We start from the raw sequence: 20,913 nt of genomic DNA, 5'->3' as shown, positions 1-20,913 counted from the left end.
GTGATGCCGTCCTCCGTAATGGACGGCCAGCCCAATAAGAGGCACAGGAAAATGAAAATTCAACCGCCCGCGCCACCGGCGGCCGTCACGGTCGGCGATCGGAAAACCGCGCACCGGAACCGCGATGCTCCTACCCTGGAGGCATGCCGGTGGATTACCGAGCCCCGAACATCAACGCGCGCAGCCTCGGGCAGCAGCTGCGGAAGATCCGGGAGCTCCTCGAGCTGTCCTACCCCGACGCCGCCGCGCTCCTCGGCCGCGACGCCGACTGGCTCGCCCGCGTCGAGACGGGCTTCGGCGACCCCACCCCCGAGCAGGTCGGCGCGATCCTCGACGCCTACGACGTCCCGGACCGAGTCCGCGCGGTCCTCGTCGACCTCGCGACCCGGCCCGAGGGCCCGCCCTGGCTGGCGCGCCACGTCGGACGCCTGAAGGCCCTCGTCCGCGACATCTACACCGTCGAGTCGGAGTCCCCGTACATCCACACGTTCGGCATCGCCCGCATGCCCGAGCTGGTCTGGTGCGAGGAGTACGCCCGCCTGGTCTTCGGGCTCCGCGAGGCGGACCCGGACGAGGAGTGGGACCTGCTCCGCAACCGCCAGGAGCACCGCCCCCTCGGCGAGCCCCGCACCCTCGACGTGATCATCGACGGCTACATGCTGGAGAGCCCCGGCGGCCGCGCCGACGTCCTGCACGCGCAGGTCGCGCACCTGCTCGACCTCGCCGCCGACGCCCGCGCGACCGTCCGCGTCGTCCCGACGGGCGCCGGCGCGTACCCGGGCCTGCACGGCGCCTTCGACGTCCTGGAGTTCCCCGGCGTCACCGAGCGGATCTCCCTCGTCCACTCCGCCCTCGGCATCGACACCGCCCAGGCCGACCTGTGGGACACCTGGAAGCTCGTCGAGGAGAAGGCCCTCACCCCCGCCGACTCCCGCACCCTCCTGGAGACCACCCGCACCGCCCTCGCCGCCCGGTCATACTCGGGGGATGGGGAAGAGCTATGAGCGCATCGAGGGCAGGCTGCGGACGTTCATCGAGTCGCAGCACATCTTCTTCACCGCGACGGCGCCGCTGGACGGGAACGGCACCGTCAACCTTTCGCCGAAGGGCCTGACCGGATCGTTCGCGGTGCTCGACGAACTCACCGTCGCCTATCTCGACTTCGCGGGCAGCAACGCCGAGACGATCGCCCACCTGCGGGAGAACGGCCGGATCACGCTGATGTGGTGCGCGTTCGACGGCCCGCCGAACATCGTGCGGGTGCACGGGCGCGGCGAGCCGGTGTTCCGCGACGATCCGCGCTGGGACGGGCTGATGCGCCATTTCCCGGACATCGACCCGACCCTGCACGGGCTGCGCGCGATCATCGTCGTCCGCGCCGAGAAGATCCGCGACACGTGCGGGTACGCCGTCCCGTTCATGACGTACGAGGAGGACCGCCCGCTGCACGGGTCGCGGTTCGCCCGGGAGACCGACGAGTCGCTCGACGCCTACTTCCACAAGAAGGAGCACGTCGCGACCAGCATCGACGGCCTGCCGGGGCTCCCCCTGCCGCTGCCGCCGCTCCCGCCGACCGCGTGACCCCGCCCGGCCGCGGGGCCAGGCGGGGTCAGGCGGGACGTCTCAGGGGCGCTGGAAGGGCCTCGAGACGGCGGCGGTGGCCACCAGGGCCGTGAGCTCGGTCTGGTATCCGTCCCCCATGTCCTGCACCGTCTTCCAGCCGAGGTAGCGGTACGTGCCCGGGGCCAGGATGATCGCCAGGCTGCCCGGGACCGTCCTGTCGTCGAAGGACCGGACCAGCGCGATCCCCGGCCGCCCGAGCGCGTCCTTCTGGCCGCGGACGGCGTCGACGCCGGGGATCGTCGCGAGCGTCTGGAACAGCGCGGCCCGCAGGTCGGGCGGGACGGTCATGCTCAGCAGCCGTCCGATGCGGTTGAAGACGATCTGGTCGCGCGAGCCCGTGGTGTCCGGGTTCTCGCCCCGGCCGTGGGCGGCGTCGGAGTACAGCCGCGCGCGGAGCGCGGACGGGTCGGCCGGCAGGGTGCGAACGTCGGCGTCCGGGCGCCGGTCGTCGTGCTCCGATCCGGTGGCCGGAATCCGGCCCGGCCGGTTGCCGGGATCGCATCGGCCGACGTACCGCTCCGCGTACTTGGCGAAGGCCGCCATCGAGCCGTCCCGACGGAGCCAGGTCTCCGTGCACTGCTCCTCGCCCGGCGCACCAGGGTGGACGACCAGTTCCCGCGTGTAGCTGTACACCCCCGGTCCGACCGGGGGCCCGCTGCGGGCGGTGGCGGCGGCGTCGCGCAGCACCTCCGCGGCGGCGGCCGTGGCGGCCCCGTGGCCGTCCGGCGCGACGACCTGCGCCACCGTGATCGCGGCCGCGGCGGCCACCGCGGCCGTCCCGGCGAGCAGCCCCATGACGGCCGGCTTCGGGAGGCGCGACCACCGGCGGGCGGGGCGCGCGGCGGCGGTGAGCCGGTCGCGTCCCGCGCGCAGCGCGTCGTCCGTGGGCGGCGCGACGCCGGACCCGGCCTCGCGCAGCAGCGCCATCTCATCCATCGACGTCCTCCTCGGTCGGGTCGGCGCCGCCGAGCGCCGCGCGGAGCCGGGCCCGGCCGCGCGACAGCCGGGACCGGACGGTGCCCACGGGGATCTCCAGCGCCGCGGCCACCTCCTCGTAGGTCAGGTCGGCCCAGGCCACCAGGAGCAGCGGCTCCCGGTAGGCCTCGGGCAGGCCGGCGAGCGCCCTGGCGAGCGGTCCCCGCAGCGCCTGCGCGGCCACCCGGGCCTCGCTGTCGACGGGTTCGGCGGCCGTCTCGCCGCCGAGCCGTTCCAGCAGCAGGTACCGGGCCGTCTCCGCCTTGCGGTGCCGGGCGACGAGCCGGGTCGCGATCCCGTACAGCCACGGCCGGGCGTCCGCGCGGGCCAGGTCGTAGCGGCGCCGCTTGCGGAAGGCGATCAGGAACGTCTCGGCCATCAGGTCGTCGGCCGCGTCGGGTCCGAGGCGGCGCGCGACGTACCGGTGGATCGCGGGCGCGTGCCGGTCGTACAGGCCGGTGAACGCCTCCGGTTCCGCGAGCGATCTGCGGATCAGCTCCGCGTCGCCCTGCGCCGTCGCGGCCGGGCGGCCCGGCCGCGCCCGGATACCGATCACCACGCGGCCGGTCGTGCGGACGGCTCTGCCATCGGGGGCCTCCCAGGGTCGCGGTGTGCCTACACCGGTTATCCCTCGGACGGCGTCTCCGGGTTCCCGGCAGGTCAGCCGAGGTCGGCGAGATCCTCGGGGGTGAGGCGGAGGTCGGCGGCGGCGATGTTCTCCTCCAGGTGGGCCGGGGAACCGGTGCCGGGGATGAGCAGGATGTTCGGGGAGCGGGCCAGCAGCCAGGCGAGGGCGACCTGCGGGACGGTCGCGCCGTGGCGGGCGGCGACGGCGTTGAGGTGGTCGGCCGTGAGCGGCTCGTAGCCGCCGACCGGGAAGAACGGGACGTAGGCGATGCCCGCCTCGGCGCACGCGTCCACGAGGGGGTCGTCGTCGCGCCGGGCGACGTTGTACTGGTTCTGGACGCACGCGATCGGCGCGATCCGGCGGGCCTCGGCGACCTGGGCCGGGGTGACGTTGGAGACGCCGAGGTGGCGGATCAGGCCCTCGTCGCGCAGCGCCAGCAGCGATTCGAGGGGCTCGGCCAGGGAGTCCTCGGAGGGGCCGAGGACTCCCATCCGCAGGTTCACGACGTCCAGGCGGTCCAGGCCGAGGGTGCGCAGGTTCGCCTCGACGGCGCGGCGCAGGCCGGAGGGGGTGAGGCCGGTGTGCTCCTCGGCGGGCAGGTGGATGTCGGAGCCCTCGACGAGCGCGCCGACCTTGGTGACGATCACCAGGTCGTCCGGGTAGGGGTGCAGCGCCTCGCGGATCAGCTCGTTGGCCGACACCCCGTCGTGGGAGTAGTAGTTCGAGGTGTCGATGTGGTTCACGCCGAGCTCCACGGCGCGGTTCAGCACGGCGAGGGCCGTGTAGCGGTCGGGGCGGGGGCCGCCCGGCCAGCCCGACAGCCGCATCGCGCCGTACCCGATCCGCGCGACGTCCAGGTCCCCGCCGAGCGCCCACCGTCCACCCATGATCGCCACCCTAGCCTCCGGGGGTCACGGCCAGCGGTAGGCGGCGCCCTGGGCGGGGACGTGGTGCGGGAGGTAGCACTTGGTCGTGACGTGCTCGTCCTTGCAGTCGAGGCAGAGGTAGGTGCGGTGGCCGCGCAGGCCGCGGGCGCGGCCGCCGCAGGGCGGGCAGACGCAGGGCGACCAGCCGACGATCACGCGGCCCGGGACGAGGCGGTGGCCGCGCGGGCACAGGAACGGGACATGCACGACTCGAACATACTATCGAGTCATTCCGGGAGTAAGGTCGGGCCCGTGAGCACGCCGGACCCCGACGTCGTGCGGCGTGCGCAACGCGGCGACCTGATGGCGCTGGACGAGGTGCTCGCGGCGCTCGCCCCGTACGTGCGGCGGCTCTGCGGGCCGATCGCGCTGCAGGACGCGCCGGACGCCGCGCAGGAGGCGCTGATCGCGGTGATGCGCAACCTGCGGACGCTCCGCGATCCGGACGCGCTCCTCGGCTGGGTGCGGGTCATCGCCGTCCGGGAGGCCGTCCGGGTGGCCCGGCAGTCGTCCCGGGCCGTCCCCGCCGAGCCGGCCGACCTGCCCGCGCCCGGCGATCCGTCGCTGGCCGCCGACGTGCGCGACGTGCTCGACCGGCTGTCCCCCGAGCACCGCGCCGTGCTGGTGCTGCGCGACCTGGAGGGGCTGGACGAGGAGACCGCGGCGCGGCTGCTGCGGGTCCCGGCCGGGACCGTCCGGTCGCGGCTGTTCCGGGCGCGGGCGCGGTTCCGGCTGAGCTGGCGCAACGAAGGGAGCCCGCCGTGACCTGGCCGCTCGGAGAGCTGGACGGCGTGCGCCGGCTCCGCGCGCTGGCCGCCGCGTACCCCGGTGCCCTGCTGGAGGAGGCGGTCCTGCCGGCCGCGTTCGAGGACGTGTGGACGGTGCTGGGCGATCCGGAGCGCGGCTTCCCCGGCCTGGTGCCCGACGTCCGGTCCCTGCGCGTCACCGAACGCGAGGGCGAGAGGATGCGCGCGATGGTGCACGGACGTTCCGGGCTGCGCGCGCGCTTCGACATGGTGCTGCGTCCCGGCTGGTGCCTGATGCAGAGCCGTTTCCTGGTGTTCGGCATGGCGGCCGTTCCCGAAGGGGACGCGACCCGCTTCGCGTACATGGCCGGGTTCCGCGTCCCGGGCGTGCGCGTCGCGGGCCCGGTGCTGCGCCGCGTGCTGGGCCCCGCCGTCCTGCGCCGGTTCGTCAGGCGGTTCACTCCGGCGGAGTGACGCGGATCACGGGAGTGGCGCGGGAGGTCCGCGCCCTCTTCCAGGCATGAGCATTCTCGAACTGGCGGCCCTCCTGGCCGCCGCGGTCCTCGGCCTCGACGCCGTCCTGCACGTGTACTGGATGACCGGCCGCACCTGGCCCGCCCGCGACGTCGCCGCCCTGTCCCAGGGCCTGCTGAACGCGGACGTCCCCTTCACTCCCCGGGTGCTGGCGCCGCTCGTCCTCGTCCTGGCGGCCGGCGCGATCGCCGTTCCGGCGCGGGCCGGGATGATCCTCACCGGCGTCCCCGGCTGGATCCCGGCGGCGGGGACCGTCGCCGTCGCCGCGGGCGTCGCCCTGCGCGCGGGCGCGGGCGTCGTCTGGGCCCTGGGCGTCGGCGCTCGCCGCGAATCCGCCTTCTACCGGCTCAACCTCGCCGTCTACACGCCGCTGTGCTTCGTGCTGACGGCCGCGACCGTGCGCGTGGCCCTCGGCTGACCTGCGGAGACGTCCCGGCCGTGGCGGTCCGCCGCCACGGCCTGCCGCCCGGTCAGGCGAGCCCGGCGTCGTGGGCGAGCAGGGCGATCTGGGTGCGGTTGTCGAGATCCAGCTTCGTCAGGATGCTCGACACGTGGGCCTTGACGGTCGCCACGCTCATGAACAGCGCGGCGCCGATCTCGGCGTTGGAGCGGCCCTCCGCGATCGCGACGACCACGTCGCCCTCGCGCGGGCTGAGCCGCCGGAGCGCGGTGCGGGCGCGCTCGTAGGCGCCCGCCTGGGTGGCGGCGCGGTCCATCAGCCGCCGGGTGATCCGCGGCGACAGGATCGGCTCGCCGGACGCCACGTGCCGGACCGCGTCGACGATCTGCGCGGGCGGCGTGTCCTTCAGCAGGAACCCGCTCGCGCCGGCGCGCAGCGCGTGCAGGATGTTCTCGTCGGTGTCGAACGTGGTCAGGACGATGACCTCGGGCGCGGGATCGCGGCGGCGCAGGCCGCGGGTCGCGGTGATGCCGTCGACCCGGGGCATCCGCAGGTCCATCAGGACGACGTCGGGCGCGTGCCGGTCGGCGGCCTCCGGCACCTCCGCGCCGTCCGCCGCCTCCCCGACGACCGAGATGCCGTGGACGCCGTCCAGCATCATCGACAGGCCCGCCCGGACGAGTGCGTCGTCGTCCACGATCAGCACGCGCAGGGGGCGGTCACCGCTGGTCCCGGAAGCCGTCACGCCGGCCATGGTAGCCAGGCGCGCAGCCGGAACTCCCCGGCGGCGACCTCGTGGTCCAGCCGGCCGCCGGCCAGCTGGACCCGCTCGGTCAGCCCGACCAGGCCCGTCCCGGTGCCGGGGGCGAGCGGGGCGGTGCCGTCCGGCGGCAGCGGGTTCCGGATGTCGATCACCAGCCGGGTGCCGGGACGGCCCTCGACCGCCACTCGGACGGGGCGGCCCGCGGCGTGCTTGCGGGCGTTCGTCAGCCCCTCCTGGACGACCCGGTACGCGGTGCGCCCGGCGGCGGCGGGCAGCGCGGCGGGCTCGACGACCTCGTCCCGCAGCTGCACGCTCCCGCCCGCGTCGCGGGACTCCGCCACCAGCGCCGGCAGGTCGGTGAGGACGGGCTGGGGCCGGTCGTCGTCGCCGGCGTTCTCGTCCCGCAGGATGTTGATCACCTCGCGCAGCTCGTCGAGGGCCTGGTGCACCCCGGCGCGGACCACCCCGGCGGCCTGCGCGAGCTTCTCCGGCGGCGCGTCCGGACGGTACTCCAGCGCGCCCGCGTAGGTCGCCAGCAGCGACAGCCGGTGCGCGAGGACGTCGTGCATCTCGCGGGCGATGCGGGTGCGCTCCAGCATCCGGGCCTCGGCGACGCGGCGGCCCTGTTCCGCCTCGGCGCGGCGGGCCCGCTCGCGCAGCGAGTCCAGCAGCGCGCGGCGCGCCTGCGTCAGCGCGCCCCACCCGGCGAGCGCGCCGTACGCGAGGACGACCAGCAGCAGCCACCAGGCGTAGGTGATGCCGCCCATCGGCCGCCAGAGCCCGCGCGCCGCGTGCGCGGCGATCCCCGCGGCGCCGACCGCGACCGCGACCGGGAACCGGCGCCGTTGCGCGACGTGCAACGCGCCGAAGGTCGCCGCGGGCGTCGCCGCCGGGGACAGCGCGGCCAGCACGGTCAGCGCGAGCGCCCCCGGCACCGGGCGCCACAGGACGGACGGCGACAGCGCGCAGGCCAGCACCCCGGCCGCGATGTCGAGGCCGAGCGGCACCGGGTCCCCGGCGGGCCGGCCCCAGAGCGTCACCGCGCCGAGCGCCCCGACGGCGGCGACGACCACGGCCGCGCCGACGGCGAGCCGGGGGCTGCGCCGCTCGGCTTCGCAGATGTCCTCGCTGTTCACGGGGTCAGGGTAAAGCGGGGCCCCGCGGCCCCGACACCTACCGAAGTAGGGGGTCCCCCGGACCGGGGGCGGATCCGCCGCAGCCGCCCGCCCGATGCGCCGCGCCCCGTCCGGCGGCGATCGTGGCGGCCATGAACGAGATGACCGGAACCCGTCCCGCCCGCGGCGTCACCGCCCGCCGCGCCCTCACCGTCGTCGCCGCGGCCGGCGCCGCGCTGCTCGTCTGGGCGGTCGCCGACCCGATCGGCGGTGCCGGCATGCACGCACGCGGCCAGCACGTCGGTCCCGCCGCGGTGACCGTGTTCACGCTGCTGGTCGGGCTGGCCGCCTGGGGGCTGCTGGCCGTCCTGGAACGCCGCGCGAAGCGCCCCGGCCGGACCTGGGGCATCACCGCCGGCATCGTCCTCGGCGTCTCGCTGACCGGCCCGCTGGACTCCGAAGGCCCCGGCACCTATGTCGCGCTGATGGCGATGCACCTGGTCGTCGGCGCCATCCTCATCGCGGGCCTGGGCCGCACCGCGCGCACCCGCTGCTAGGAGACGGGCTTCGTCGTGTAGCAGTAGTTCGACTTGCCCTTGAAGTAGTGCTGGGCGCGGGGGTCGTCGTACCGCCAGCGGCATCCCGCGTCGAGCTGCGCCTTCGACATCAGCTGGGCGGCCCGCTTGTGCGCCACGCAGTACGCGCCGGGCTGCGGGGTGTCCCGGTACTCCTCCCACTCCCAGCCGAGCTTCGCGCAGTACGCCGTGAAGTGGCCGGGCCCCAGTTCGACCCGCTTGTACGACGGTCGGGCCGACGGCCCGCTCGACGTCCTCGACGATGCCGGACGCGACGCCGTCGCGCTCCGGCTCGGGCTCGCGCCGGGGCTCCGGGTCGCGGCCGGGCTCCCGCCGCCGGGGGCGCCCGCGCGTCCCGCCTCCGCGGCCCGCCCCTCGCCCGCGGCGGTGCCCGACGTCCCCTGCGGAGACGCGTGCGGGCCCCCGCCGCCCGTGTCGCCGTCCGCCATCTGCACGAACCCGAACACCGCGGCGCCCGCGACGACCGCGGCGCCGGCCCCGGCCAGCACGCCCGCCCGCCGCCGTCCGCGCCGCCGCTCATGCGGAACGGTCGACGCGTCCGCCGCCGGAACGGCCCCGGGCACCGGGGCGGGCGCGGGCGGCGGCGCGGCAGGCGCAGGCGACACCGCGGCGGGCGCGGGCGGCTGGACCGGCGCGGGCGCAGGCGCGGGGACGCCGCCGGACGCCGTCTGCTGCGAGCGGCGGACGAGGCGGTCCAGCACGTTCTGCGCGGTCGGGCGCCGCGCCGGGTCCTTGGCGAGGCACTCGGCGAGCAGCCCCCGCAGCGGTTCCTCCACGCCGTCGAGCCGCGGCGGCTCGTGCGCGATCCGGTTCATCACGATCGGGATGGACTCGTTCCCGAACGGCGGGCGGCCCGTCGCGGCGAACACCATCGTCGACGCCCACGCGAACACGTCCACCGCGGGACCCAGCTCGCCCGGCTGGAGCTGCTCGGGCGCCATGTACGCGGGGGTCCCGACGGCGCGGCTCACCACGGTCTGCGCACCCGACAGCGCCCGCGAGATCCCGAAGTCGATGACGCGGGGGCCGTCCGCGCCGAGCAGCACGTTGTGCGGCTTGAAGTCGCGGTGCACCACCCCGGCGTCGTGCAGCGCGACCAGCGCCGTCGCCGTCGCGATCGCCAGCCGGTCCAGGGCGCTGCCCGACCGCGGGCCGCCCTCCCGGACGACCGCGCTCAGCGGCGGCCCGTCGACGTACTCGCTGACGATGAAGCGGCGGCTGCCGAACGCGCCGGAGTCCAGCACCTGGGCGGTGCAGAACCGCGCGACCTGCTTGGCGGCCTCCAGCTCGCGGGCGAACGTGTCCTGCGCGCCCGGATCGCCCGTCAGCTGCGCGTGGAACAGCTTGATCGCGACCCGGTCGCCGCCGCCGTCGGGGACGGCGGCGTAGACGACGCCCTGCCCGCCCTCCCCGATCCGCCCGGTGATCCGGTAGCCGCCGAGCCGCCGCGGGTCGGTGGGTTCGAGGGGAGGGAGGTCCGGCACACCCGCACTATAACGACGGCGGTGCCGGGTTTTCCGGAGGTCAGTGGTCGCGGTGCGTGAGCAGGTGCGCCACCGACCGCAGCTCCGCGGCCGCCGCCGGGGCGGGGTCCGCGGCGTCCAGCTCGGTGAGGGCGCTCGCGACCAGCGCGTCCGCCTCCGCCGCCGCCCACGCGCGGCCGCCCGCCGCCTCGATCAGCGCGGCGGCGCGGGCCGGCTCGTCGCCCGCGAGCGCCCCGCGCCGCAGGTACAGCGCCGCCAGCTCCTCCCCCGCCGGCGTCCCCGACGTCAGCGCCGCCACCACCGGCAGCGACTTCTTCCGGTTGCGCAGGTCGGAGTGGACGGGCTTGCCGGTGACCTCCGGGTCGCCCCAGATGCCGAGCAGGTCGTCGACCAGCTGGAACGCCAGCCCGAGCCGCTCGCCGAACGTCCGGTACCGGGACGCGCGCCCGGCGCCGCCCCCGTACAGGGCGCCGAGCGCGCACGCGCCGCCGAGCAGCGCGCCGGTCTTCCCGCCCGCCATCGCCAGGCACTCGGCCAGCGTGACGTCGGCGCGGTCCTCGAACGCGGTGTCGGCGCTCTGCCCCTCCACCAGTTCGAGGACCGCGCGGCTGAGCATCCGGACCGCGGCCGCCGGGTCCGGGGACGGCGCGTCCGCGAGCGCCTCGTAGGCGCCCGCGAGCAGCCCGTCCCCGGCGAGGATGGCGGCGCTGACCCCGAACACCGTCCACGCGGTGGGCCGGTGCCGGCGGGTGCGGTCGCCGTCCATGACGTCGTCGTGCAGCAGCGAGAAGTTGTGCGTCAGCTCGACCGCGACGGCGGCCGGGACGGCGGCGGCCGCCGTCCCGCCGGCCGCCTCGGCCGCCAGCAGCGTCAGCGCCGGGCGGACGGACTTGCCGCTCGCCCCCGCCGCGGGGCGGCCCGCCTCGTCCCGCCAGCCGAAGTGGAACTCGGCGATGCCGCGCATCGAGCCGGGCATCGCCTCGATCACGGACCGCAGCGCGGGCTCCACCAGGCCCCGGCTCCACGCCAGGACCTCGGCGGCGGATCGGGCGGAGGTCTCCACCGACATGTCCCGTCCTCCCGTCAGCGGCCGATCTCGACGTTCTCCAGCACGCCGAGCGCGTCGGGCACCAGCACGGCGGCCGAGTAGTAGGCGCTGACCAGGTACGACAGGATCGCCCTGTCGTCGATGCCGGTGAAGCGGACCGACAGGCCGGGCTGCACCTCGTCGGGGATGCCGGTGCGGTGCAGGCCGATGACGCCCTGGTCGTCCTCGCCCGTCCGCATCGCGATGATCGACGTGGTGCCGGTCGAGGTGATCGGGATCTTGTCGCACGGGTAGATCGGGACGCCGCGCCACGCCTGGACGCGCCGCCCGCCGTCGACCTCGGCGGTCCCCGGGTACACGCCGCGGCGGGTGCACTCGCGGCCGAACGCGGCGATCGCCTTCGGGTGAGCGAGGTAGAAGCGGGTCTTGCGGCGGCGGGCGAGCAGCTCGTCCATGTCGTCGGGGGTGGGCGGGCCGCCGCGGGTCTGGATGCGGTGCCGCAGGTCGGCGTTGTGCAGCAGGCCGAAGTCGCGGTTGTTGACCAGCTCGTGCTCCTGCCGCTCCCGGATCTCCTCGATGGTGAGGCGGAGCTGCTGCTCGATCTGGTTCATCGGCTTGTTGTAGATGTCGGCGACGCGGGTGTGGACGCGCAGCAGCGTCTGCGTCACGGCCATCTCGTACTCGCGGGGCGAGGTCTCGTAGTCGACGAACGTGCCGGGCAGCACGGGCTCGCCGTCGTGGCCGGACGACAGGTCGATGGCGGCCTCGCCGTGCCGGGTCTGCGGCGGCTTCGGGGTGTTGCGGTACTCCTCCAGGCGCGCGCGCAGCGTCTCCGACCGTTCGGTGAGCTCGACGATCGCGGTCGGGGACAGGGTCAGCACGATGGCCGGGGTGAGGGCCCGGAACGTGTGCGGCCATTCGCCCGCGTCGCCGAGGAGGGCCTCGTCGCCGAAGAAGTCGCCGCCGTCGCGGATCGCGATCTGCGTCTCGCCGCCGTACTCGCCGGTTCCGACCTCGGCGACCTTGCCGTGCGCGATCAGGTGGACGCGGTCGCGCGGGTCGCCGGCCGCCGCGATCGTGTCGCCGGGCTCGTACTCGGTCTGCGTGAACCTCCCGGCCACCGCGTCCAGGACCATCGCGTCGAGCCCGCTGAGCTGCGGCAGCTCCGCGAGCTCGCCGGGGATGACGCGGACGTGGGCGCCGTCGTTGACGAACGTCACCCGCCCGTCGCCGAGCTCGTAGGTGAGCCGCCGGTTCACCCGGTAGGTGCCGGCGTCCGCCCGCACCCACGGCAGCAGCGACAGCAGCCACCGGGGGGTGATGCCCTGCATCTGCGGCACGGACTTGGTGGTGGTCGCGAGATTGCGCGCTGCCCGCGTGCTCAGGGCCAGCTGCGGGTCGGTCATGTGCCGCTACCTCCGGGGGATCGCTGGTTGGGTCTCGCTGGGCCGCACCGGTGCGGGACGCGCCGGGCGGAACGGTGTGCGGGCCGCCGAGGTGCCGAGCCCGGACGGCCCGGACGGCACGCGGAGCCGCGCACCCCCGGCCGGCGGGGCGGCGGGCGGCGCGGTGCCGCGGACGGGCGGCGCGTACCGGCCGGTCGTCGTGGACCAGCGCAGGTCGCCGGCCGTCCAGCGGCGCATCGCCCGGACATGGCGGGCGAGGCCGTCGCGGGCGGCGGCGTCCAGGCCGGACTCGGCGGCGAGGATCGGCAGCTCGGCCGCGGCGGTCCGCTCGAACTGCCGGACGCGCGCCTCGACCAGGTCGGCGACGATGTCGGCGGCGCGCTGCGTCCCGCAGCCGAGGAACCGCTCGACGGCCACGACCGCGTTGTTGAGCCCGTCCTCCCCGACCTCCTTGGGGTAGGAGAGCAGGTCGTTGCGGAGCCCGGCGACGTCGGCGAACGTGTCGTGCAGCGCCTGCATCGGGGTGGACGCGAGGACGTCCGGCGGCAGCCCGCCGGCGTGGGCGTGCCGCAGCAGCGCGGCGGTGAACGCGGCGCCGCTCGTCCGGCGGCGCATCTCGATGTAGTCGACGGGGTCGGGGACGCGGTTGTGGACGAGCCCCGCCAGCTCCCACAGCCAGCTGTCGGTGAGCTGCCGCAGCGCCTCGTCGAGCCCGGCGCGCTCGTCGTCGGACATGGCGGCGGCGGTGCGGGCCCGCAGGTCCGCGAGCCCCCGCTCCACCGGATCAGGCGATGCGCCCGAACCCGACGGCAAGCACGAGCCGGACGGCGCGCCCGGACCGGACGGCACGCATGGGCCGGGCGGCGCGCACGGCTCCAGATCGGCCGCCGCGCTCGGGGCGGGCGGCGCGAGCAGGCGCGCCATGTACGCCTTGGCGCCGAGCAGGTCGCGGGGCCGCTTGAAGCGCTCGGCGAAGAGGTCGTCGAAGAAGAACCGCCACAGGTGCCAGTCGGCGATGAGCTCCAGCTCGGGGCCGGGCGCGTCGGGATGGGTGAGCGCCGCGAACATCGCGTAGTCGGCCGCGTCGAACGCCTCGGGCGTCCAGGTGCCGGGCACGCCGGCGTCCAGCATGCCCATGTCCCGCGCCCACTCCGCCGTGTGCGCGCGGAGCCCGGCGATCCGGGGGTTGACCAGCGGCTCGTACGGGAGGGAGAACTCGGGAATCCGGAACCCCGCGCCGCCGTCCGGTGCGCCGGGGGGCGGGCCCGGCGGGCCGGCCAGCGACCGGATCCGCACCGCCGACGTCCCGAGCCCGAGCAGCCGGGCGATCTCCGGCAGCCCAGGCGGCCCGGACGGCCCGCCCCGCCGCACCGCGCCCTCGTTCATGTAGCGGCTGGACCGCAGGTGCCACTCGTGCCCGCCGGACTGCCAGTCCTGCAGGCCCCGCGCGTAGCGCAGCACGTCGCGGCGCTCCGCCGGGCTCAGCCCGCGCTCCTCGAACAGGACCGGCAGCTCGGTGACGGCGGTGTGCTCGAACTGCTGCATCCGGGACGTGAGCAGGTCGTTGGTGATCTCGGCGGCGCGCTGCGGCCCGGTCCCGAAGAACCGCTCCATCACCAGGACGCCGTTGTTGACCTCGCCCTCGCTCTCGGTCTCCCGCTGGTAGGAGAAGATGTCGTTGCGCAGGTGGACGGCGTCGGAGAACGCGTCCTTCAGCACCCGGAGCGAGCGCGTCCCGGCGACCCGGGCGGGCACCTCCGCGCCCGCCGCGACCTCGACCAGGTCCGCCGACCAGGGCGCGCCGCCGACCTTGCGGCGCATCTGGACGTAGTCGATCGGGTTCGGGACGCGGGACTCGTCGATGTTCGCCAGCTCCCACGCCGACTCCTGCAGCAGGTTGCGGGTGCTCTCGGCGAACCGGGCCCGCCAGTCCTCCGACATGAGCGGGACGGTCCGCTCCCACAGGTCGGCGAGCCCCCGCTCGACCGGGTTCGCCGGCTCGGGGGGCGGCGGACCCCCCGCCTTCACCGGCATGAAGGCGGGGAGCCGCGCGAGGTACTCCTTGGCGCCCGCGAGGTCGCGGGGCCGCTTGTACCGTTCGAGGAAGTGGTCGTCGAAGTAGAACACCCACACGTACCAGTCGTTCACCAGGTCCAGGACGGGACCGGGCGCGTCCGGGTGCGTGTACGCGGTCAGGAGCGCGTAGTCGTGCGCGTCGTACTCGGCCTCGTCCCAGACCTCGGGCCCGGTCGCGTCGGGCCCGAGGATCCCCATCTCGTACGCCCAGCGGCGGGAGTGCTCGCGGGCCGCGTCGACCCGGGGGTTCAGCCGCGCGGGATGCGGCACGTAGAACTCGGGGAGTTCGAACGGCTGCACTACGCCGCACCGCCGTGCGCGACCTCGACGGACTCCAGCATGCCGAGCGCGTCCGGGACCAGGACGGCCGCCGAGTAGTAGCAGCTGACCAGGTAGTTGATGAGCGCCTTGTCGTCGATGCCCATGTACCGGACGGACAGGCCCGGCTGGTACTCGTCCGGCAGCCCGGTCTGGTGCAGGCCGATGACGCCCTGCGTCGCCTCGCCGGTGCGCATCAGCAGGACCGAGCTGGTCCCGGTCGTGCTGACCGGGATCTTGTTGCAGGGGAAGATCGGGACGCCGCGCCAGCCGGGCACCTTGTGGCCGCCGACGTCGACGCTGTCGGGGTAGACGCCGCGGGCGTTGCACTCGCGGCCGAACGCCGCGATCGCCTTCGGGTGGGCGAGGAAGAACGCGGGGTCCTTCCAGACGAGCGTGAGCAGTTCGTCCATGTCGTCGGGGGTGGGCGGCCCGGACCGGGTGTGGACCCGCTGCGTGAGGTCGGTGTTGTGCAGCAGGCCGAAGTCCCGGTTGTTGACCAGCTCGTGCTCCTGCCGCTCGCGCAGCGCCTCGATGGTCAGCCGGAGCTGCTGCTCGACCTGGTCCATCGGCTCGTTGTAGAGGTCGGCGACGCGGGTGTGGACGCGCAGGACCGTCTGCGCGACGCTCAGCTCGTACTCGCGCGGGGAGCCCTCGTAGTCGACGAACGTGCCGGGCAGCACCGGCTCGCCCTCGTGCCCGGACGCCAGGTCGATGGCGGCCTCGCCGTGCTCGTTGCTCGCCCGCTCGGGGCTCTCCCGGTAGGCGTCCAGGTGCTCGCGCAGCGACGCGGACTGGCCGAGCGTCTCCTGGAAGTCGGACTCGCTCATGCTGAGGACCGTCACCGCGGTGAGCGCCTTGACGGTGTGCTCCCAGGTCGCCGGCTCCGCCCCCTCGTCGGAGCCGACGAGCGCCCGCTCGCCGAAGAAGTCGCCGTCGGCGAGGGTCCCGTGCACGGCCTCCGCGCCGTACTCGCCGGTCCCGACCTTGCTGAGCTTGCCGTGCACGACCAGGACGACCCGGTCGATCGGGCGGCCCTGCTCGACGATGACGTCGCCCGGCTCGTACTCCTGCTGGGTGAACCGGCCGGCCAGCGCGTCCAGGGCCAGGTCGTCCTCGTAGCCGCGCAGCGGGGGCAGCTCCCCCAGCTCGCGGGGGATGACCCGGACGTCCGCGCCGGTCGTCACGAACGTCACCCGCCCGTCGCCGACCGTGTAGGTGAGCCGCCGGTTGACGCGGTAGGCGCCACCCGACGCCTCCACCCACGGCAGCAGCTTCAGCAGCCACCGGGAGGTGATCCCCTGCATCTGGGGGACGGACTTGGTCGTGGTCGCCAGGTTCCGTGCCGCAGAGGTACTGAGGCTCAACTGCTCTTCCGTCACGTCCGCACCGCCGATTCGTCGAGGGTCTGCCATGGGTGAACCAACGGAGACGCTACCGACGGTAATTGAACGGGCGCAACGAGCTATATGTTCCCCTTCGCGCCACAGAAGTGACACCGTCCGGCGATAGCCGGGCGCGCATCACATCGTCGGGCGGCGGGGGTCAGGACCGCGCCCCGGAGCCCACCGGTTCCGGGGCGTTCGCCATCCCGACCCGCTCGATCGGCACGTTCGCCGTCTCCTTGATCATCAGGATCGGGACCAGCGCCACCGCCGCCGCGAGCATGATGTAGTACGCCGGGATGTAATTGCTGCCGGTCACGTCGATCAGCGAGCCGACGAGCACCGCGGCGGTGCCGCCGAACAGCGACGTCGAGATGTTGTAGCCGATCGCGAACGCCCCGTACCGCACCTTCGTCGGGAACATCGCCGGGAACGTCGCGCCGATCACCGCGAGCATCAGCACCAGCAGCCCGCCGATGATCGCGTACCCCAGCACGATGCCGAACCAGTTGTTGGTCTGCATCAGCGCGAACGCCGGCCAGCTCAGCAGGAGGAACCCGACCGCCGCCATCAGCAGCACCGGCTTGCGGCCGATCCGGTCCGACAGGTGGCCGGTCGGCAGGATCACCGCCATCATCGCGGCCTCCACCCCGATCGTGACCAGCTGCGACTTCACGCTGCCCATGTGCAGGAAGTCGACCAGGTACGACGGCATGAAGGTGAGCAGCGTGTAGTCCGCGACGTTCAGCAGGAAGACGATCCCGATCAGCATCAGGATGACCTTCCAGTAGTGCGCGAAGGTCTCCTTCAGCGGCGAGCGCGCCTTCTTGCCGGACTCCTCCATCCGCTGGAAGGTCGGGGTGTCCTCGATCCGGGTGCGCACGTAGAGCCCGACGACCCCGAGCGGCAGCGCGAGCAGGAACGGGATCCGCCAGCCCCAGGCGTGCATCGCCGCGTCCCCGACCGCCACGTTCACCAGCAGGACGAGCCCGGCGCCCAGGATGTAGCCGGTCAGCGTGCCGAACTCCAGGAAGCTGCCGAAGTAGCCGCGGCGGTTCGTCGGCGCGTACTCGGCGATCATCGTGGCGGCGCCGCCGTACTCGCCGCCGGTGGAGAACCCCTGCGTGAGGCGCACCGCCAGCAGCAGCAGCGGCGCCGCGATCCCGATGGCGCCGTACCCGGGCAGGATGCCGATCACGAAGGTGGAGCCCGACATCAGGATGATCGTGGTGGCGAGCACCCGCTTGCGGCCGAGCTTGTCGCCCATCGGGCCGAAGAACAGCCCGCCGAACGGGCGGGCCAGGAACGCCGCGGCGATCAGCGCGAACGAGCGCAGCGTCGCGCTGCCGGAGATGTGCTCGGGGAAGAACTTGGTGCCGATGATCGAGGTCATCACCCCGGCGCTGAAGACGCCGAAGTCGAACCACTCGATGCAGTTGCCCATCGCGGACGCTATGACGGCCTTGTGCACCGCGCCGAGGTCCACGTCCTCGGTCGCGACGTGGTCGCCACCGTCGGCCGTCCCCGTTCCCCGCGTGGCCGCGGGATCCGGACCGGACTCTGCGTTCATCCGCACCTCCCGGCAGTCCCCTGCCCGAAGATCGGCGGAGTTAACGCACGGTCTTGGCGGTCCGATGACTCGGCGGGAGGCGCGCGCTCACGCCCTCCGGACGTTCTTGGCGGTGTCCTCTTCGTCCTCTTCGTCCCCTGCGGGTTCGTCCCCGGCGGGCTCCTCCGCGCCAGCTTCGGCCGGAGCAACGTCGGATGGGGGAACGTCGACCGGGGGGACTTCGGCCGTGGCCTCGGCACCGCTCACGACGCCGTCGCCGAGGGTGTCGCCCGGGTCGCCGCCGAGCAGCTCGTCGGTCAGCTCCGGGAGCGCCGCGGTGCGGGTCGGGTCGTCCTCCACGAGGTCCTCGTCGTCCTCCGGGATGGCCACCAGCGCCTGCGTCTCCTGCGCGCCCCGGGTGATCACGCCGCTGGCGAGGATCGTGTTGCGGTGCCGCAGCGCGCCGTTCTCGCGGAGCAGGTCGTCGACCTCCGCGCGGGCCCGCGCGATCCGCCGGCTCAGCCGCACGTGCACGAGGAACCCGCCGACGGCGAGCCCGATGACGAAGCCGGCGACGGGAAGCCCGACCAGCGGCGGCGCGAGCGTGGCGACCAGGGCCACGACGATCAGCGCGACGACCACCGCAAGTGCGCCAAAGTGCTGCTCCATCCAGTCCAGGACGGCGTTGACGCGCTTGGGAATCCTCACTCGGCTTCTCCTCCACTCGGCTCGGGACGGGTCGCCGCACCCGGGGACAGGGGCATCTGAGGGCAACGATCGGCCGGTGCCGCCGTGTTCCGGCGGTCCGTGTCCCAGCGGTCCGCGCCACCGGCCCGCGGGAGCTTGCCCCGGAGGTGCGGCGGCGGGGCCTCCGGCGGCTCGGGCCTCCGGCCGGTGCGGGGCCCGCCCGGAGTGCCGGGTCCATCGCGCGAGCGCGGCGTCCGACCGGGAGACGGTGCCGGAGGCGGGCCTCCCGGGGAGGCCCGTGGAGCGAGCGCGCACTCGCCCGAGCACGGTCAGGGGCCGAGCCGCCGGGCGAGGTCCCCGGGCCGTGATCGCAACGCACAAAGCCTAACAGCATGTGACGACGGAGCCGTAACGGAGCCCGTTCGTCACGCCGCGTGATCGATTTCGGACGGCGGCGCGCATGCCGGTGCGACCTGCGCCGCAGCGGCGCCGTCCGGGATGCGAGCACGGCCCCGCGCCGAATATCGTCAATGAATATGAGCGAACACTTTGACGTCGTGGTCCTGGGCGCGGGCCCGGGTGGATATGTCGCCGCGATCCGGTCGGCACAGCTCGGGCTGAAGACCGCGATCATCGAGGAGAAGTACTGGGGCGGCGTGTGCCTCAACGTCGGCTGCATCCCCTCGAAGGCGCTGCTGCGCAACGCCGAGCTGGCGCACATCTTCACCCAGGAGCAGAAGACCTACGGGATCAACGTCGAGGGCACCGTCGCCTTCGACTACGGCGTCGCCTTCCAGCGCAGCCGCCAGGTATCGGACAAGCTCGTCAAGGGCGTCCAGTTCCTGATGAAGAAGAACAAGATCACCTCCTATGACGGGCGCGGGACGTTCACCGACCCGAACACCCTCGAGGTCGCCAAGGCCGACGGCTCGACCGAGACCGTGACCTTCGGCGACTGCATCATCGCGGCGGGCGCGCACACCAAGCTGCTGCCCGGCACGTCGCTGTCGGAGCGGGTCGTCACCTACGAGGAGCAGATCCTCAGCTCCGAGCTGCCGGGGAGCATCGTCATCGCCGGCGCGGGCGCCATCGGCGTCGAGTTCGCCTACGTCCTGCACAACTACGGCGTCAAGGTCACGATCGTCGAGTTCCTCGACCGGATGGTCCCGAACGAGGACGCGGACGTCTCCAAGGAGCTGGCCAAGCGGTACCGCAAGCTCGGCATCGACGTGCTGACCTCCACCCGGGTCGACGGCATCGACGACTCCGGTGAGAAGGTCAAGGTCACCGTCACCGGCAAGGACGGCGCCCAGCAGGTCATCGAGACCGACAAGGTGCTGCAGGCGATCGGCTTCCAGCCGAACGTGGACGGCTACGGCCTCGACAAGACCGGCGTGCAGCTCACCGAGCGCGGCGCGATCGACGTGGACGGCCGCTGCCGCACGTCCGTCCCGCACATCTACGCGATCGGCGACGTCACCGCCAAGCTGATGCTCGCGCACGCCGCCGAGTCCATGGGCATCGTCGCCGCCGAGACCATCGCGGGCGCCGAGACGATGGAGCTCGACTACGTGATGATCCCGCGCGCCACCTACTGCCAGCCGCAGGTCGCCTCGTTCGGCTGGACGGAGGCGCAGGCGCGGGAGCAGGGCTTCGACGTCAAGGTCGCGAAGTTCCCCTACAGCGCCAACGGCAAGGCGCTCGGCATGGGCGAGGGCGACGGCTTCGCGAAGGTGATCAGCGACGCCAAGTACGGCGAGATCCTCGGCGCGCACCTGATCGGCCCCGAGGTGACCGAGCTGCTGCCCGAGCTGACCCTCGCGCAGCAGTGGGACCTGACCGTCCACGAGGTCGCCCGCAACGTGCACGCCCACCCGACCCTGGGCGAGGCCATCAAGGAGGCCGTGCACGGCCTCGCCGGCCACATGATCAACCTCTGATCCGCTCCGGCGTGCCCGCCCCGCCGCGGACGGGCACGCCGCGCCGCGTCCCTCCCCGCCCCGTCCCTCCACACCGCGTCCCGCCGCCCGGTCACCGCAGCACGGACCGGGCGAGCCGGACGCTCCCCTCCCTGACGCGCTCCTCGCCCAGTTCCGGCAGGAGCGCCGCCACGTGCTCGGCGGACAGCGCCGCGAGCAGGGCGTGCGCGGCGTACTCGGGGTCCGGCGCGCCGTGCGCGAGGATCGCGACGTGGCGGTGCCAGAACCGGTACGCGCCGATCCGGTACCGCGCGCCCGGTGACGCGGTCTCCGACATCCGCACGAGAGCCAGGTGCTCCAGCAGGTAGTCGAGGTACGCCCCGGTGAACGCGACCAGGCGCTCCTCCTCCCCCGCCCCCGGCCCGAGCGGCGGCGGTCCGTGCAGGATCGCCTCCTGGAGCACGCGCTCCCGCGCGTCCAGCAGCGCGGCGGCCAGCCCCGCCTTGTCGCCGAAGCGCCGGAACAGCGTCCCCTTGCCGACGCCGGCCTCAGCCGCCACCTGGTCCATCGACACCGCCTCGACGCCCCGCTCGGCGAACAGCCGGCCGGCCGCCTCCAGCACGGCCGCGCGGTTGCGCGCGGCGTCCGCGCGCTCCTTGGGCGGCGGGGTGCGCAGCAGTTCCAGGGGCGTTGCAGAAGCGGACTGCGGTCCGGTATCGTCTCGAGGCATAACCG

At 74.2% G+C, this 20,913-nt stretch carries 21 protein-coding genes; 7 read left to right on the top strand and 14 right to left on the bottom strand.

Features of this window, described 5'->3' with window-relative positions; translation table 11 throughout:
• The first annotated feature begins 143 nt into the window (after positions 1 to 143).
• Both ABT299_RS07395 and ABT299_RS07390 read left to right on the top strand, forming a co-directional pair.
• Positions 144 to 1,004 carry a helix-turn-helix domain-containing protein gene (locus ABT299_RS07395; protein ID WP_500250109.1) on the top strand — a complete coding sequence of 287 codons (861 nt, stop codon included), beginning with the start codon at positions 144 to 146 and terminating at the stop codon, positions 1,002 to 1,004.
• Positions 988 to 1,581, top strand: a complete 594-nt coding sequence (locus ABT299_RS07390; RefSeq protein ID WP_500250108.1) for a pyridoxamine 5'-phosphate oxidase family protein — start codon at positions 988 to 990, stop codon at positions 1,579 to 1,581. Before ABT299_RS07395 ends, ABT299_RS07390 begins: the two co-directional genes overlap by 17 nt.
• Before the next feature lie 42 nt (positions 1,582 to 1,623).
• Here the strand turns inward: ABT299_RS07390 and ABT299_RS07385 are convergent, their stop codons facing one another.
• The 4 genes from ABT299_RS07385 to ABT299_RS07370 form a co-directional block, all read right to left on the bottom strand.
• Positions 1,624 to 2,559: a CU044_5270 family protein gene (locus tag ABT299_RS07385; protein ID WP_500250107.1), complete on the bottom strand. Its 936-nt coding sequence runs from the start codon at positions 2,557 to 2,559 to the stop codon at positions 1,624 to 1,626.
• On the bottom strand, positions 2,552 to 3,157 hold the full coding sequence (locus tag ABT299_RS07380; RefSeq protein ID WP_500250106.1) for an RNA polymerase sigma factor: 606 nt from the start codon (positions 3,155 to 3,157) through the stop codon (positions 2,552 to 2,554). The genes ABT299_RS07385 and ABT299_RS07380 overlap by 8 nt, the downstream gene beginning before the upstream one ends.
• A gap of 101 nt (positions 3,158 to 3,258) precedes the next feature.
• Positions 3,259 to 4,113 (bottom strand): oxidoreductase, encoded by an 855-nt coding sequence (locus ABT299_RS07375; protein ID WP_500250105.1) that lies wholly within the window; start codon positions 4,111 to 4,113, stop codon positions 3,259 to 3,261.
• Between the two features lie 24 nt (positions 4,114 to 4,137).
• Positions 4,138 to 4,359 carry a hypothetical protein gene (locus tag ABT299_RS07370; protein WP_151546928.1) on the bottom strand — a complete coding sequence of 74 codons (222 nt, stop codon included), beginning with the start codon at positions 4,357 to 4,359 and terminating at the stop codon, positions 4,138 to 4,140.
• Between the two features lie 45 nt (positions 4,360 to 4,404).
• Between ABT299_RS07370 and ABT299_RS07365 the strand changes: the two genes are divergently transcribed.
• From ABT299_RS07365 to ABT299_RS07355, 3 genes are read left to right on the top strand one after another with little or no spacing between them, the layout of a single operon-like run.
• Positions 4,405 to 4,917, top strand: coding sequence for a sigma-70 family RNA polymerase sigma factor (locus ABT299_RS07365; RefSeq protein WP_206700379.1), 513 nt, complete (start codon positions 4,405 to 4,407; stop codon positions 4,915 to 4,917).
• Positions 4,914 to 5,372 carry a hypothetical protein gene (locus ABT299_RS07360; protein WP_500250104.1) on the top strand — a complete coding sequence of 153 codons (459 nt, stop codon included), beginning with the start codon at positions 4,914 to 4,916 and terminating at the stop codon, positions 5,370 to 5,372. Before ABT299_RS07365 ends, ABT299_RS07360 begins: the two co-directional genes overlap by 4 nt.
• A 46-nt stretch (positions 5,373 to 5,418) precedes the next feature.
• Positions 5,419 to 5,850, top strand: coding sequence for a DUF3995 domain-containing protein (locus ABT299_RS07355; RefSeq protein ID WP_387026805.1), 432 nt, complete (start codon positions 5,419 to 5,421; stop codon positions 5,848 to 5,850).
• 52 nt (positions 5,851 to 5,902) lie between these two features.
• Here ABT299_RS07355 and ABT299_RS07350 read toward each other — a convergent pair whose 3' ends face one another.
• Together ABT299_RS07350 and ABT299_RS07345 are read right to left on the bottom strand one after the other, a co-directional pair.
• Complete coding sequence (locus ABT299_RS07350) at positions 5,903 to 6,586, bottom strand: response regulator transcription factor (RefSeq protein ID WP_500250103.1); 684 nt, start codon at positions 6,584 to 6,586, stop codon at positions 5,903 to 5,905.
• Positions 6,574 to 7,731: a sensor histidine kinase gene (locus ABT299_RS07345; protein ID WP_500250102.1), complete on the bottom strand. Its 1,158-nt coding sequence runs from the start codon at positions 7,729 to 7,731 to the stop codon at positions 6,574 to 6,576. Before ABT299_RS07345 ends, ABT299_RS07350 begins: the two co-directional genes overlap by 13 nt.
• Positions 7,732 to 7,862: 131 nt before the next feature.
• On the opposite strand from ABT299_RS07345, the gene ABT299_RS07340 reads away from it, so the two are divergent.
• A complete protein-coding gene (locus ABT299_RS07340) occupies positions 7,863 to 8,267 on the top strand; it encodes a DUF6069 family protein (RefSeq protein ID WP_500250101.1) in 405 nt (134 codons plus the stop codon).
• Here the strand turns inward: ABT299_RS07340 and ABT299_RS07335 are convergent.
• The 7 genes from ABT299_RS07335 to ABT299_RS07305 form a co-directional block, all read right to left on the bottom strand.
• Positions 8,264 to 9,790 (bottom strand): serine/threonine-protein kinase, encoded by a 1,527-nt coding sequence (locus ABT299_RS07335; protein ID WP_500250100.1) that lies wholly within the window; start codon positions 9,788 to 9,790, stop codon positions 8,264 to 8,266. The genes ABT299_RS07340 and ABT299_RS07335 overlap by 4 nt on opposite strands.
• Before the next feature lie 40 nt (positions 9,791 to 9,830).
• Positions 9,831 to 10,859 carry a family 2 encapsulin nanocompartment cargo protein polyprenyl transferase gene (locus tag ABT299_RS07330; protein WP_500250099.1) on the bottom strand — a complete coding sequence of 343 codons (1,029 nt, stop codon included), beginning with the start codon at positions 10,857 to 10,859 and terminating at the stop codon, positions 9,831 to 9,833.
• 14 nt (positions 10,860 to 10,873) lie between these two features.
• Entirely contained in the window at positions 10,874 to 12,244 is a 1,371-nt protein-coding gene (locus ABT299_RS07325; RefSeq protein WP_387026800.1) for a family 2B encapsulin nanocompartment shell protein, read from the bottom strand.
• A gap of 6 nt (positions 12,245 to 12,250) precedes the next feature.
• On the bottom strand, positions 12,251 to 14,620 hold the full coding sequence (locus ABT299_RS07320; RefSeq protein ID WP_500250098.1) for a terpene synthase family protein: 2,370 nt from the start codon (positions 14,618 to 14,620) through the stop codon (positions 12,251 to 12,253).
• Entirely contained in the window at positions 14,620 to 16,053 is a 1,434-nt protein-coding gene (locus ABT299_RS07315) for a family 2B encapsulin nanocompartment shell protein (protein WP_190865968.1), read from the bottom strand. The genes ABT299_RS07320 and ABT299_RS07315 overlap by 1 nt, the downstream gene beginning before the upstream one ends.
• Before the next feature lie 130 nt (positions 16,054 to 16,183).
• The gene (locus tag ABT299_RS07310; RefSeq protein ID WP_387026797.1) at positions 16,184 to 17,593 is read right to left on the bottom strand and encodes an MFS transporter; all 1,410 of its coding nucleotides are present in this window, start codon (positions 17,591 to 17,593) and stop codon (positions 16,184 to 16,186) included.
• Between the two features lie 87 nt (positions 17,594 to 17,680).
• Positions 17,681 to 18,280 carry a hypothetical protein gene (locus ABT299_RS07305; protein ID WP_500250097.1) on the bottom strand — a complete coding sequence of 200 codons (600 nt, stop codon included), beginning with the start codon at positions 18,278 to 18,280 and terminating at the stop codon, positions 17,681 to 17,683.
• A gap of 515 nt (positions 18,281 to 18,795) precedes the next feature.
• Here ABT299_RS07305 and lpdA point away from each other — a divergent pair.
• A complete protein-coding gene (lpdA, locus tag ABT299_RS07300) occupies positions 18,796 to 20,199 on the top strand; it encodes a dihydrolipoyl dehydrogenase (protein ID WP_500250096.1) in 1,404 nt (467 codons plus the stop codon).
• 91 nt (positions 20,200 to 20,290) lie between these two features.
• Here the strand turns inward: lpdA and ABT299_RS07295 are convergent, their stop codons facing one another.
• Complete coding sequence (locus ABT299_RS07295) at positions 20,291 to 20,908, bottom strand: TetR/AcrR family transcriptional regulator (RefSeq protein WP_500194401.1); 618 nt, start codon at positions 20,906 to 20,908, stop codon at positions 20,291 to 20,293.
• Between the last annotated feature and the right edge of the window lie 5 nt (positions 20,909 to 20,913).

The sequence above is a fragment of the Spirillospora sp. NPDC000708 genome (assembly GCF_040299565.1).
Classification (GTDB): Bacteria; Actinomycetota; Actinomycetes; order Streptosporangiales; family Streptosporangiaceae; genus Spirillospora.
This window is presented reverse-complemented; position numbering and strand designations above follow the sequence as displayed.

Bases quoted from the DNA above. Each gene is read 5' to 3' on its own strand.
- ABT299_RS07395 (WP_500250109.1), top strand. From the start codon at position 144: ATGCCGGTGGATTACCGAGCCCCGAACATCAACGCGCGCAGCCTCGGG.
- ABT299_RS07390 (WP_500250108.1), top strand. From the start codon at position 988: ATGGGGAAGAGCTATGAGCGCATCGAGGGCAGGCTGCGGACGTTCATC.
- ABT299_RS07385 (WP_500250107.1), bottom strand. From the start codon at position 2,559: ATGGATGAGATGGCGCTGCTGCGCGAGGCCGGGTCCGGCGTCGCGCCG.
- ABT299_RS07375 (WP_500250105.1), bottom strand. From the start codon at position 4,113: ATGGGTGGACGGTGGGCGCTCGGCGGGGACCTGGACGTCGCGCGGATC.
- ABT299_RS07355 (WP_387026805.1), top strand. From the start codon at position 5,419: ATGAGCATTCTCGAACTGGCGGCCCTCCTGGCCGCCGCGGTCCTCGGC.
- ABT299_RS07350 (WP_500250103.1), bottom strand. From the start codon at position 6,586: ATGGCCGGCGTGACGGCTTCCGGGACCAGCGGTGACCGCCCCCTGCGC.
- ABT299_RS07340 (WP_500250101.1), top strand. From the start codon at position 7,863: ATGAACGAGATGACCGGAACCCGTCCCGCCCGCGGCGTCACCGCCCGC.
- ABT299_RS07330 (WP_500250099.1), bottom strand. From the start codon at position 10,859: ATGTCGGTGGAGACCTCCGCCCGATCCGCCGCCGAGGTCCTGGCGTGG.
- ABT299_RS07325 (WP_387026800.1), bottom strand. From the start codon at position 12,244: ATGACCGACCCGCAGCTGGCCCTGAGCACGCGGGCAGCGCGCAATCTC.
- ABT299_RS07315 (WP_190865968.1), bottom strand. From the start codon at position 16,053: ATGGCAGACCCTCGACGAATCGGCGGTGCGGACGTGACGGAAGAGCAG.
- ABT299_RS07310 (WP_387026797.1), bottom strand. From the start codon at position 17,593: ATGAACGCAGAGTCCGGTCCGGATCCCGCGGCCACGCGGGGAACGGGG.
- lpdA (WP_500250096.1), top strand. From the start codon at position 18,796: ATGAGCGAACACTTTGACGTCGTGGTCCTGGGCGCGGGCCCGGGTGGA.
- ABT299_RS07295 (WP_500194401.1), bottom strand. From the start codon at position 20,908: ATGCCTCGAGACGATACCGGACCGCAGTCCGCTTCTGCAACGCCCCTG.